This window comes from Spirosoma pulveris, from assembly GCF_054781875.1.
Map to the genome: position 1 here is coordinate 228,385 of NZ_BAAGTO010000004.1, position 12,963 is coordinate 241,347.

The window sequence follows — 12,963 nt, forward strand, 5'->3', positions numbered from 1 at the left end:
AATAAGTTCTGAAAAGAGAACTATAAATGAAACCATATAGTGCGTTATAGGTTCTGACGCCGACAAGAAAACCTATTTTTTACTCAAACAAAAAGCCATCCCGGTGGAGATGGCTTTTTGTTTGAGTAATGAACGATTAAACAGCCACTTTTTTGCGACGGGCCGCCAGCGGGTGAGCCGACATGGGTTTGTGTTCATCGAGGTTAATGACGTGGAACTCGCCACCCGCCAGTTGAAAATCACGCTCGTAATTATGCAGGTTTTCCATGACGGTATGGTCTACGAACCGGGCTTTGTGTAAGTCGACCGTGACGTGCTGACCTGCTTCCTGCGGGATGGTGTCCAGTTGCTTTTTGATCGACAGGTAATTGGTAAATACAGCCGCTCCGGTGATGGTTAGTGTATGGTGAGATCCCTCGGAAACAAGCTCCTGCTCGGGGTTGAAAAGGTATTTGATTGGCAGGCCGAGTGCCAGCTGGATAACAAACTTGGCTGCAATACCTACCGCAATGCCTGCCAGCAGGTCGGTAGCCAGCGTAGCTATAATTGTAATCACAAATACGATCAATTGCTCAGCTCCGATGTGGTGCATATGGCGAAACTCTTTGGGAGCAGCCAGCCGGAACCCAACGGCAATCAGGATAGCCGCCAGGGCTGCTACCGGAACAAGTTTAATGAGCGGAACAAGGGCCACCACAAAAAGCAGCAGGAATCCGCCGTGAAAGAAGTTTGCCCAGCGGGTTTTGCCGCCATTGGTCAGGTTCGCCGACGAACGGGCCACTTCTGAAATCATTGGCAGACCACCGAGGGCTGCTGATACCATATTGCCTACGCCGACCGCCGTTAAGTCCTTGCTTAAATTCGATTTACGCTTGTAGGGATCAAGCAGGTCGATGGCCTTGCCCGTCAGCAGCGACTCCAGCGAGCCAATAATGGTGAACATAGCGAGGTATTTCAGAGCAATGGGCAGCATGTCGCCCGACCAGGCTCCAAAGTTTGCATTGTACGACAGCTTAAACTCGCCGGGATTGACCAGTGGTTTAATGGCGCTGTATAGTTTTGTATCAGACAGGTGGAAGTATAATCCCAGGGCAACAGCTACAACGAGTACAACCAGCGCGGGAGGGATTTGCTTGATCGCTTTGCTTTTGATGTTCGGCCAGCTAAAAAGAATAACCAGGCTGACGAGCCCGATTACTGCGACGTGCCACTCCATATGGCTGAGACTGTGGGGCACCATGGCCAGCAGTTCCAGAGGTTCTTTGCCTTTTAATTCTGAAGGGGCTATACCAACGGCCAGGTGAATCTGCTTCGACATGATGATGATACCAATAGCCGCCAGCATACCGTGAACGGCCGACAGCGGAAAAAAGTCGGCTAGTTTGGCCACTTTCAGCACGCCCATAACCACTTGCAGGACACCAGCCGCTATGATAACACCCAGGGTCAGTTTCCAGCCCAGTTCGAGGTCACCCTTTCCTAATTCTTCCACGCAACCGGCCACAATCACAATCAATCCCGCTGCGGGACCTTTGATGGTTGGCTCTGAACCGGCAAAAAACGCAACAATCAACCCACCAACGATGGCTGTCAACACGCCCATAATCGGCGGGAAATTACTGGCCGATGCAATACCAAGACTGAGTGGCAAGGCAATCAGCGAAACCAGGAATCCGGATAATAAATCGGACTTCCAGTTTTCTTTCAACCCGGCAAGGCCTTTTGCCGGAACAACGTGAATAATAGGTTTGACTTGTGCTTCCATTTAGGTTATCAGTTGCGTTCAGGGTCTAAGACCGGACAAGATTCAACAACTGATATTAACCTGCTATTAAGGTCAGATTAAAAACTAGTTAATGATAAGCTAAATGTATAAAAATATTGATTTTGTTTGGTAAAAAATAAATTGGTAAAATATAATTTGCTTTTTTGAGGCATTGAACTAATTCTATAGACTTTATGACATATTAACGTATAGTCCTTAGACCTCTTGTTTATTAATTTTTGCTTAAAGCCTTTTAAGCTTTGTCTACGACGCAATTTAACGCAGTGATTACCTGCTTCTGATTCACTGGTGCGTATATTTGACGGTAAATTGCGTTGTAAATCCCGCTTATGATTGTTGGTGCAGATTCTACTTCTCAACCTATTTCTCCTCCTCAGCGATGGCATCGTGCATTGGGCATTCGGCCGGAGGAAAGCCGCACGGTGGGGTTATTTTTTATTCATAACTTTCTGCTTGGCATTGGCACCATTCTCATTTATGTAGCAGCCAATGCCATTCTGCTCGAAAACCAGCCTGAAACCAGCCTTCCCATTGCCTATATAGCCTCGGCTGCCGCTATGATCGGTGTCGGTCAAATCTATGCGTATTATGAGCATCATCTGGCTCTGCGCAGCCTGGCCGTTCGGGTGCTGATTGCCGCCGTTGTCATGACCATTGTTGTGGCCATTCTGGTGGTCGTAGGTCATTCAATCATGGCTGCGGTAGCCATCATGACCGGTTACCGACTTATCTACCTACTGACAAATCTGGAATTCTGGGGGGTCTCGGCTGTTGTATTCGACACCCGGCAGAGTAAGCGGCTATTTGGCGTGATTAGCTCCGGCGATATGCCTGCCAAAGCCATAGGCGCTATTCTGGCCGCCCTGGTACATGCCCATGCCGACGTGCTTCGGTTACTGCTGGTTGCATTCGGATCCTTTCTGGCGGCACTTTACATTCTTCAGCTAACCATCCAGTCGCACGATATTCACGCACCACAAGGAGCTGACCGGACTGCCCGCCGGGAGCCGTCCCGATTAATTGGCAAGCGGTTTGGCGGTAGTGAGCTGATTTTTTACATGTGCCTGAGTCTGGCGGTGATGGCGGCCGTGGCAACAGAAATCGAGTATAATTTCTTCATTAACGTAAAGCATCGCTTTCACGACCAGACCGATGTTATCCGCTACGTGAGTTATGTACTGGCGCTGACATATGGAGTTGCTATGCTGGTGAAGTTGCTGATGTCGCGGCAGGTTCTCGACCGGTTTGGCATCCAGCGTTCGTTATTGGTACTGCCCTGGCTGGCATTAACGGGGTTGATTGGTTTGATCGGGCTACGCTATTTTACCAGCAGCGAAACGGTTTCGCTGATTTACTTCTGTGGCCTGTATCTGGTTTTCGAAGTAGCCCGCCGGGCGCTGTTCGACCCGGTATTTCTGGTTTTGTTTCAGCCATTACTCCCTCCTCAGCGGCTTAAGGGGCACACGCTGGCTAAAGGATTATACGAACCAATTGGCCTGGGCGTTGCCGGATTGCTCATTTATCTGCTACATACAACGCTCGAAGCCGGTGGAGCCCTAGTCTGGATTACGGTACTGGCCGGAGCAGTATGGCTGTTGCGCCATACGTACAAGCGGTATCTGCACGAGTTGACAGATGCCATCGGTCGGCGGTTTCTGGAGCGCGATCAACTGGCTATGCCCATGGTAGCGCAGGCCAGCCTGCTCCGGCAATTGCAAAGTAATCGGCCCGACGACGTACTAACGGCAATTAGCTGGCTGGATGCTCACAATCCCGAAGAACTTAGCCGACAGATTCCTTCACTGCTGGCGCATACCAGCCCCGGTGTCCGCCGGAGAGCGCTGGCGGCAGCCGCCCGAATGAAACAGGCCCTTCCTGTGCGTCAGGTAACGCACATTGCCCTGACAGACGATGACCCGGCCTTACGCCAGCAGGCAGCTTATCTGCTGGGACGGCGCATAAACGTAGAAGCTGCCGAGCTGGCTCCGCTGATCAATCATACCGACCTCTCCATCCGGCGGGGCGCTATCAATGGAGTACTGGAATTAAACTCACACGATCCGGCGGCTCTTGCAGCGTTGACCAAATTAGCTGCCGATTCCGCCCCGGCACTTCAGCAAATAGCCTTGGTACTTATTGCTAACCTAAGGCTAAACAGCTTTGCTGCGCTGGTTAAAGAACGGCTGGAAAGTCCAAATGCCGATGTTCGCAAAGCCGCTATCAACGCGGCCGGCCATCTGTCCAGTGCTGGCCTGACGCAGTATTTGCTGGATAATCTAACGCACAAGAGTATTGGACGAGCCGTTACCCAGGCACTCAAGGCCCGTGGAGCCGAAACCGTGTCGGCCCTGCGTCAGGTACGGCAGTCGACTACCGACCGGCTGGTGCTGGAGCGTATAGCGGCTGTTTGCGGAGCCATTCTGACGCCCGAAAGTCGCCACCTGCTGAATGGGCTGGTGCAGCAACCCGATGTAGTTGTGCGAAGTGCCGCCCTCCGCGCCTTGCGCCGGTTCCCGAACGAACCCGAAGACGATGCGCTCTTTCGCGCGGTTATGCACGAAGAGATAGGGCTAGCGCAGCGGCTCCTTCACGGGAGTTTGACGGATGCTGCCCTGACAAAAACACTGGATTATGAACTGGCTGTACTGCTGCAGCGGCTATTCGATGTGTTGATGCAGCTCTATGACTCGGAAACCATTGCCGGAGCTCGCCTGGGTGTCGGACATCCGGCCCGCGAACGGCGCGCCAATTCACTCGAAATGCTGGACAACCTGATTCCACGGGCCACCTATCAAACACTTCAGGTACTGGTAGATGACCTGCCCCGCGCCGAAAAAAATCGCATTCTCGATGCTGAACTGGGGCCGTTCGATGATCAGGAACCCATTAGGGCGTTTGTGTTGCGGATGGGTGAAACCGTTTTTTCACCCTGGACGATTGATGTCGTTCTTCGGACACTACCCTCGGCCGAGGCCTTGCAGGCCCGGCAGTCTCAGGAATCCCGTTTTGGTACTTTATCTCCTTTGCTTATGTCGCACGCCACCCATTCTACCGAGCAGATTTCCGCTTACGACCGGGTATTGCTATTGTCTCAAGCCAGTCTGTTTGCCCAAACGCCCGAAAACGTTCTGGCCAGTATCACACCAATTATGAAAGAAGAGGAACACAAGGCGGGGGTATCTATTTTTCGGAAGGGTGATCTGGGCACAGGTATGTACGTCATCTACACGGGCGAAGTGGCTATTCTGGATGGCGAAACGGAACTGGCCCGATTTGGTCGGGGCGACTTCTTTGGTGAGTTGGCGCTGCTGGACACCGAATCCCGTTCGGCTACGGCAGAGGCCATTACCGATGTCCGCTTGCTGCGTATTGACCAGGACGATTTCTATGATTTAATGGAAGAGAGGGGGGAGGTGCTGCGGAGTATAGTGAAAAGTTTGTCAGGTCGGATTCGGCGGCAGAATGAACTACTAGCCAAGCGTGTAACAGCCTCGTGAGACGTGTAACCTCTTGATTAGAAATGTAGTCCATAAGGTTTGTCGGGCTATTGTTCGGCTTCGGTTTGGTTTCTATCTTGCACGACCCGCACACTACAGCCAAACCCCAACCAGACTCAATGAATCAGGATGAAATATTCTCGTCGTTTATAACCTTAGTTATTATCTGGCAGGTACGGCGATTTCTGGATACGAAAAATCGTACACCCCACTGGGACAGTGTACTTCAGCGTTTCTGGATCGTCAATGTCTCCTTCGTCATCCTGAGCACCGCAATTCATGAAGATTTCCCGCTACGACTTATCTGGATTGTCGCCCTGGTTGCGGTTGTCTACACCGTAAGGCTTATTAAAGATAACCAGTCGGCACGGACCCTCTTAATTGCTCTGGCGCCCTTTATGTTCTTCGTCTCTATTTCGAAGATCATACAGGACCTATTTCCGGATTTCGCCAAGGCACACGACGATTTTTTCGATAACATAACCGGGTTCGCATCTTTCTGGCTATTTGCCTTCCTGTTCGTCGCCAACCGGCAGAAAAAACAACAACTGAAAATTGACGAAGAACGCGCGCTGGAAGCTGAGCAACGGCGCATCATTGAAGCGAAGAAGCAGGAACTCGAGTATCTGGTTGCCGAACGAACGGCCGAAATTACCCGGCAAAAAGAGGAGCTGGAGTTAGCCCTGGTCGAACTCAAATCGACGCAGACGCAACTCATACAAAGTGAAAAAATGGCCTCGCTCGGCGAGTTGACGGCGGGTATCGCCCATGAAATTCAAAATCCGCTCAACTTTGTCAATAACTTTTCCGAAGTCAGCATTGAGCTGATTGACGAGTTGGTGGACGAACAGGTTAAACCCGACCGCGACACCGAGCTTGAAGCCGAGCTATTAACCGATCTGAAGCAGAATCTTCAGAAAATAAATTATCATGGCGGACGGGCCTCCTCCATTGTGAAAGGGATGCTTCAGCACTCCCGGACCAGTACCGGGCAGCGCGAACCTACGGATATAAATGCCCTGTGCGAAGAGTATCTCCGTCTGGCTTATCATGGCTTACGGGCAAAGGATAAAAGCTTCAACGCCCTCTTTAGTACCGATCTGGACCCGTCGCTGGGGTTAATCAGTCTGGTCCCACAGGACATCAGCCGGGTACTGCTCAATTTATTTACGAATGCTTTTTATGCTGTTCAGCAACGCCAGAAACAGGAAGGCCCCTTGAGTTATCACCCAACGGTTATCGTGAGCACCCGCTGTACCAATAATGAAGCGGTGATTACCGTAGCGGATAATGGAACGGGTATCACCGACGAGGTGAAGCAGAAAATTTTTCAGCCATTCTTCACCACCAAGCCCACGGGTGAGGGCACCGGACTGGGGCTTTCACTTGCGTATGAAATTATTACGAAAGGGCATGGCGGTACGCTGGAGGTCGAAAGCAAAGTGGGTGAGGGCTCTAAATTCATTATAACACTGCGAAGCTGAGAGTAACCGGTATAGTTTATTTGTATATTACCTTTTTTAAGTAACAATGAATACATCCTCCTGAAGTGAAATCAAGTAATCAACGAATCTTCATCATCCTATGCGTAACGTTTACATAGTCCTTTTTTTAGTTTTCATCCATTGCACGGCTCACGGGCAAAACGCGCCCGCAACTACGGCTCCCGCTTCACCTGCCGACCTTGCCGAACGGATTAGAATGCTTGAAGAAAACCTCCGCATGGCTAATCAGGGAGTAACAAAAATCATTGATGACCTGCTTTGGTACCAGAAGTTGGGCGATGTGGCCATTATCGACAAAGTCCGGTATGGCAGCAAACCACCCCACGTTATCAAAAACCCAACGGGGCAGGGGGCTAATAACCCGGTTGTTATACCGGCCTACACCTTTACGCCAAAGAAGTTTGCATCGGCAAAGAAGTTGCCCTTGCTCGTTTTTGTACACGATGGCATTCACGGAGATTTCAGCACATTGTATGCCCACGTTGTCCGGGAGCTGCTCGATCAGGGTTACCTGATCATCGCGCCTGAATACAGAGGCAGTGCCGGGTATGGCAGTGAATTTTATAAGCAGATTGACTACGGCGACTACGAAAATGATGATGTGCTGGCCGGAAAACGCTGGGCCGTCGAAAACATGGCGCAGGTCGACCCGGATCGCATAGGCATCATTGGCTGGAGCCATGGCGGTATGATTTCGCTGATGAATATTTTTGACCACCCGGACGATTACAAGGTAGCGTATGCCGGCGTACCCGTAACCGATATCATTGCCCGCCTTGGCTACAAGCCCCAAAACTACCGGACAATATTCTCGGAAGCGACGCATATCGGTAAAGATCCGTCCGAAAATGTGGCTGAATACCGTCGGCGGTCGCCGGTCTGGAATGCACAGAAGCTCAAAACACCGTTGCTCATTCATACCAATACGAATGATGAAGACGTAAACGTGCTGGAGGTCGAATCGCTGATTAATGCCCTGAAAGCACACGACAAGAAATTTGAGTACAAGATTTATCAGGACGCTCCGGGTGGGCACAGTTTCAACCGGCTCGATACGCGGCTGGCGCACGAATCGCGCGAGGAAGTCTATCGGTTTCTGGCCCGTTACCTGAATCCACCTGCCGCCACCCGTTGACCATGAACCAGAGTAAACCTACAAAGGCGTAGGCTAAATCATTTATCTTTGACTGGAACCCTACCCTTCCTTATGATGAAAATTTTAGTAGTTGACGATGAGCTAGACGTAAAAGACCTTTTTCTACAGCGTTTCCGGCGTGAAATCCGCAGTGCCCAGTTTCAACTGGATTTCGCGAACTCGGGCGAAGAAGCGCTTACGTACCTGGAAGGTCATAAATCGGAAGTTATTCTGATTTTATCGGACATTAATATGCCTGGTATGAGCGGTTTTGAACTGTTACGGCATATTCGGGCTGATTTTAAGACTCCTCCGTCGCCGGTGGTCATGATGATTACGGCCTATGGTGATCCCGATTCGCAACAACAGGCTGTTGAACTGGGGGCTAATGATTTTCTGACAAAGCCACTCGATTTCACAGTCCTCAAACAAAAACTTCACGATTTAGCATGAAGGCCAAAATATTGGTGGTTGACGACGAGACGGATCTTGAGTTATTGATAAAACAGAAGTTTCGACGACAGATTAGAGAAAAGCAGTACGAATTCGTGTTTGCCCACGATGGCGTAGAGGCATTGGAAATGCTGGCGCAGCAACCCGATGTGGACATGGTCCTGACCGACATCAACATGCCCGGTATGGATGGACTGACGCTGTTGATCAAGCTCCATGAAAGCAACCCAATGCTCAAAGCGGTCATTGTGTCGGCTTATGGCGATATGGATAATATCCGGACAGCCATGAACCGGGGGGCGTTTGATTTCGTAACGAAACCGGTCAATTTCGAAGATCTGGAACTGACCATGCAGAAGACCATGGAGTACGTTGCTCAGTTGCGACAGACACTCCAGGCAATCAAAGAAAATAATATTCTGCGGATGTACGTCGATGAGTCGGTGCTGACGTTCATGAGCCGGGCCGAGTTTGAGACTGCCATTTCAGCCAGCGAAACCGTCTTGGCCACCGTCCTGTTCATCGACATCTGCGGATTTACCGCCATTTCGGAGCGTGAGTCGGCCGATACGGTCGTGCGGCTCGTCAACCGATACTTCGATGTGATGGTCAAAGAAATTATTGCCCAGGGCGGACACGTCGATAAGTTTATGGGCGATGCCGTAATGGCTGTTTTCAGGGGCGAATACCACTTCGACCGGGCTGTTGAAGCGGCATTGGCTGTTCGGACGCAGATTGCGGCTCTGGAGGATAATTTGCCCAACCATCCGAATTACCACCCTCAGGTATCCATCGGGATCAACACCGGCGAAATGGTATCCGGGAATATTGGGTCGGCTACACTCCGGCGGTTAGATTATACCGTTATCGGTGATGCCGTCAATATGGCCCAGCGCTTACAAACCGTTGCTCAGGCCGGTCAGATTGTCATCGTTGAATCGGCCCAGCGGGAAATAGCTGAATCGTTCACCTGCGAGCGTATCGGCGAAGTGACCCTCAAAAATAAATCAGCCCCCGTGGTGGTGTACAATGTGCTGGGGTGAAGAATGATGTAGGATGTATTGTTTTCTAGGCCAGATACATCTTACATCGTTCTCTCTACTCTTCAGCCAGTGTTCTGGAGATGTTCATGCGGTAGACGCCCAGAGCGGGCAGGGCAGCCGCGAGCAGGCCAATAAGGATTGCTACGCCGAGCAAAATCCACTCTTCGGGCAAGATGCCGAATGCGGCCAGATTATAGTGGTACTCCGACGAAACGCTGCTGGAAAAGAGCCACAGCCCCACACGGCTGAGCAGGATGCCCAGAACAAAGCCGATCAGAGCCAGTACCAGACCTTCCAGAAGCAACATTCCGAAAAGCTGCGCGCGGGTAGCACCCATCGATAGCATCAGGGCCATTTCGTAGCGTCGCTCTTTCAGAGAGTTGTACAACGAAACGAATACACTAATGCCGGAAATCAGCATAATGACGATAGCCAGCCCGCGCAGGGTTTCGACACCCACGCCAAGTAGGGAGAATAGCCGGTTTATTTCAATATTGGGCAGGGCTGCCTGAAGTTTGGAGTTGCTGTTGATACCCCGAGCCAGCATCATACCCAGCGGATTCCGAAACTTGATAAGCATGCTTGTGATCTCGCGGGGCTCACCGGGCTCCTCTGTAGGTCCGGCACTCGGCCCGGCGAGCATTGGTCCCGCCACCGGCCCGGTTGCCCGTGGTTCTTCATCAGAATGTTCCCCTTCGTGTTCCTCATGATGCTCGTGAATGGCCCAAACGCTGGACAGGGGCGTTACAATGAGCTGGTCGGCAACCGTGTTGGTGGGACTCAGGATACCAACAACCTTGTATTTGGTGTCAGCGTGTACGTCGCCGTCTTTATCGAGGCCGTGGGAGCCCGAGAACATATCCCCGATTTTCAAGCCGGTAACGGCTGCAACCCGTGGGCCGATCACCGTTTCCAGTGGCTTCTCAAAAAGCTTTCCCTGAGCTACGGTAGCGCCAAAATGATCGAGGTATTTCTTGTTGGTTCCAACAATGCGAAACGACTGGTAATTGTCGCCCATCGACAGGGGAATCGCCGTTTTGATCATTGGGTTACGGGTTAGGCGTTCGGCTTCATCGAGCGGAATGTTGCCCGTTGGGGAATCAATCTGGTAGATACTGGCCAGAATCAGCTGGAGCGGGCTGCCTTTGGCCCCAAGCACCATGTCAATTCCTTTTATGTTTTTGCGAAACTGATCATCCAACTGCTTGTTGAGCAACAGCAGCAACGAAATAATCGTGATACCGAATGTCATGAGCAGTCCGCTTAAGAAGCTGCTCAGAGGTTTATCTTTCAGGTTACTCCAACTAATTCGGAACAGATTCATTGGCTATCAGGATTTAACCGTAAAGGGCGCAAAAACGTAAAGAAAGGCTTTTTTTGCATGTTTTGTCGTGTGTCGGAAAAGCCGCTACAGATCCAGTTTGAAATGATGACTGGTAATATTGAACCCTTTGTTCAAATACAGCCGGTGGGCATCGTAGCGGGCCGGGTTCTGACCCGAGTCGAGCGATATACACTGGCAGCCTAGTTGGCGGGCCTGATCAACAACAAAATCGACCAGGGCGCTGGCATATCCCTTGCCCCGTGCGTTTGGTAGCGTGGACAGGTCATCAATGTAAATCGTTTTGCCGCAGTACAGAAAATTCATTATCCGATAGCCCACTACGGCCGGAGCAGGTTCGGCGGGGTCTTCGGCCGGAACAAAGGCCAGCACAAAGCGTTCGTTGGCTTGCTGGAAACGGATTTGCTCAAAGGCCTGTTCAGGGCTCAAATGACTACGCAGCGCCAGCATAGCCGGTAAGCAGCGCCGGATGTCGTCGTCCGACCGGGCAATCGTAGGGGTCATAGCTGTGCGCGAATGTCAAGTAACAAGGTGTCGCCCCCGCGTGCCAGAATGGCTTCGGCTAATGAATGCCCCAGCAGCGGAGACTCTACAGCGGAGCCGGAAAAGGTTTCGCGCAGTAGCTGATCGCCATCCAGACTCACGAGTCCGCCCGTCAGGCTAACGGTTTCATTGTCTGTCCACTGGGCGAGTGCAAAGGATGGAATGCTGCAACCACCTTCAAGCCGGGCCAGAAAAGCTCGTTCGGCCCGTAGGCAGGCCGCTGTAGGCGCGTGGTCGATCAGGCGCGTAATGGCTTCGGCTACGTCGCTTTTCAGGGCATCTTTCGCCACTTCAATAGCAATACTGCCCTGCCCAACGGCGGGTGTAAATTCGTCCAGGGGCAGGCGTTCCACAATCAGGTCGTCGTAGCCCATGCGGTGTACACCGGCGTAGGCCAGCAGCAGGGCATCGCAATAGCCTTCGTCGAGTTTACGGATTCGGGTTTGCAGATTTCCCCGCATATCGACTGTAGCAATATGCGGACAGTAATGTTTGAGCATGGCTACCCGACGCGTTGATGAGGTCCCGATACGAAACGATTCGCCCCCCTGTAAGGAAAGTGATTTGTTACGACTGACGAGAACATCGTTGGCTGGCTCACGCTCGGTAAAGGCAATGATGTGTAAGTCGGCCGGGAGGTTGGAAGGCAAATCTTTAGCGCTGTGCACCGCAATGTCGATGGTTCCGGTACGGAGTTGATCTTCCAGCTCCTGGGTAAAAACGCCTTTGCTGCCAATCTTGGCCAACGAGCGGTCGAGTACTAAATCGCCTTTGGTTTCAATCAGGACTAATTCTGAGGTAAGGCCTCCCTTTTCGAGTAATGCCTGTATATGTTCTGCCTGCCATACGGCAAGGCGGCTGCTTCTTGTACCAATTCGAATATGCATGATAGAACAAAGATACGGCATGAAAACCAGCTTTCAGACAGGAAGCCAAATTGTGGTAAGGTGTAGAAAGACAACCACATACAGACCACAAATAGCAACACTATTCTTCTACAGACAAAAAAACGGCAAAAAGGGGTAAATATGTCCGTATCGTGCCAAAACGGCATTAAACAGGTGATTTCGACCGGATTTTGCTGACATCCTGACTGAAAAAAATGGGATTAATTCATTAGGCACGACGTTTGTTTATTAAGTAGTTACTTGAACAGTAAACAACATCCACTATGAAAGCGATAGAAAATGTGTTTAAGGGAACAGGCGGTCAAATAGACTTGCTAAACACGCTCTACGGTGGTTCCACTCAAACAACCATGAATGTTGAGCGTGAGGATGAGCGTCTGGTTATTACCCTCACGGCTCCCGGCGTTAGTGCCAATTCGTTTAATGTACTTGTCGAGGGCAATAAACTCGTTCTCTATACTTTGCTGGTCAGCACATCCAGACAGGCACTGGATAACGAAAACAACCAGCGATTGGCAGTACCTATGTTTTTACGCGTGCTGGATATTCCCTCTTTTGTTGATGTCGATCAAATTGAGGCCGTACACGAGCATGGTCAGGTAATGGTTATGCTGCCTTTTAAAGACAAAGAACACATGCACCGCCGAATTGACATCAAGAATCTTTTTTAATCTATACCCTGCATTTCCATCCGGGACATCTACATTGGTCCTGTAGCCTATAGATGAGTTCAAAGCCGCTTCTACGGAAG

Annotated in this window: 10 protein-coding genes; 6 read left to right on the forward strand and 4 right to left on the reverse strand. The window is 51.0% G+C overall.

Annotated features, from left to right (window positions below; translation table 11 throughout):
• Positions 1–136 precede the first annotated feature (136 nt).
• Positions 137–1,765, reverse strand: coding sequence for a SulP family inorganic anion transporter (locus ACYVJM_RS16850; RefSeq protein ID WP_461149392.1), 1,629 nt, complete (start codon positions 1,763–1,765; stop codon positions 137–139).
• A 350-nt stretch (positions 1,766–2,115) separates the two neighbouring features.
• Here ACYVJM_RS16850 and ACYVJM_RS16855 point away from each other — a divergent pair, with 350 nt between their 5' ends.
• The 5 genes from ACYVJM_RS16855 to ACYVJM_RS16875 all read left to right on the forward strand — a co-directional run bounded on the left by ACYVJM_RS16855 (position 2,116) and on the right by ACYVJM_RS16875 (position 9,419).
• Positions 2,116–5,283: a cyclic nucleotide-binding domain-containing protein gene (locus ACYVJM_RS16855; protein WP_461149393.1), complete on the forward strand. Its 3,168-nt coding sequence runs from the start codon at positions 2,116–2,118 to the stop codon at positions 5,281–5,283.
• Positions 5,284–5,333: 50 nt separating this feature from the next.
• Complete coding sequence (locus ACYVJM_RS16860) at positions 5,334–6,767, forward strand: sensor histidine kinase (RefSeq protein ID WP_461149394.1); 1,434 nt, start codon at positions 5,334–5,336, stop codon at positions 6,765–6,767.
• Between the two features lie 100 nt (positions 6,768–6,867).
• Complete coding sequence (locus ACYVJM_RS16865; RefSeq protein ID WP_461149395.1) at positions 6,868–7,923, forward strand: alpha/beta hydrolase family protein; 1,056 nt, start codon at positions 6,868–6,870, stop codon at positions 7,921–7,923.
• 72 nt (positions 7,924–7,995) lie between these two features.
• Complete coding sequence (locus tag ACYVJM_RS16870; RefSeq protein WP_461149396.1) at positions 7,996–8,376, forward strand: response regulator; 381 nt, start codon at positions 7,996–7,998, stop codon at positions 8,374–8,376.
• Positions 8,373–9,419, forward strand: coding sequence for an adenylate/guanylate cyclase domain-containing protein (locus ACYVJM_RS16875; protein ID WP_461149397.1), 1,047 nt, complete (start codon positions 8,373–8,375; stop codon positions 9,417–9,419). The genes ACYVJM_RS16870 and ACYVJM_RS16875 overlap by 4 nt, the downstream gene beginning before the upstream one ends.
• A 55-nt stretch (positions 9,420–9,474) precedes the next feature.
• On the opposite strand, the gene ACYVJM_RS16880 is transcribed toward ACYVJM_RS16875, so the two are convergent.
• The 3 genes from ACYVJM_RS16880 to hemC form a co-directional block, all read right to left on the reverse strand.
• The gene (locus ACYVJM_RS16880; RefSeq protein WP_461149398.1) at positions 9,475–10,743 is read right to left on the reverse strand and encodes an ABC transporter permease; all 1,269 of its coding nucleotides are present in this window, start codon (positions 10,741–10,743) and stop codon (positions 9,475–9,477) included.
• Positions 10,744–10,827: 84 nt separating this feature from the next.
• Positions 10,828–11,265 carry a GNAT family N-acetyltransferase gene (locus tag ACYVJM_RS16885; protein ID WP_461149399.1) on the reverse strand — a complete coding sequence of 146 codons (438 nt, stop codon included), beginning with the start codon at positions 11,263–11,265 and terminating at the stop codon, positions 10,828–10,830.
• Positions 11,262–12,191, reverse strand: coding sequence for a hydroxymethylbilane synthase (gene hemC, locus ACYVJM_RS16890; protein WP_461149400.1), 930 nt, complete (start codon positions 12,189–12,191; stop codon positions 11,262–11,264). Before hemC ends, ACYVJM_RS16885 begins: the two co-directional genes overlap by 4 nt.
• A 284-nt stretch (positions 12,192–12,475) precedes the next feature.
• On the opposite strand from hemC, the gene ACYVJM_RS16895 reads away from it, so the two are divergent.
• Positions 12,476–12,883 (forward strand): Hsp20/alpha crystallin family protein, encoded by a 408-nt coding sequence (locus tag ACYVJM_RS16895; RefSeq protein WP_461149401.1) that lies wholly within the window; start codon positions 12,476–12,478, stop codon positions 12,881–12,883.
• The last annotated feature ends 80 nt before the right edge of the window (positions 12,884–12,963 follow it).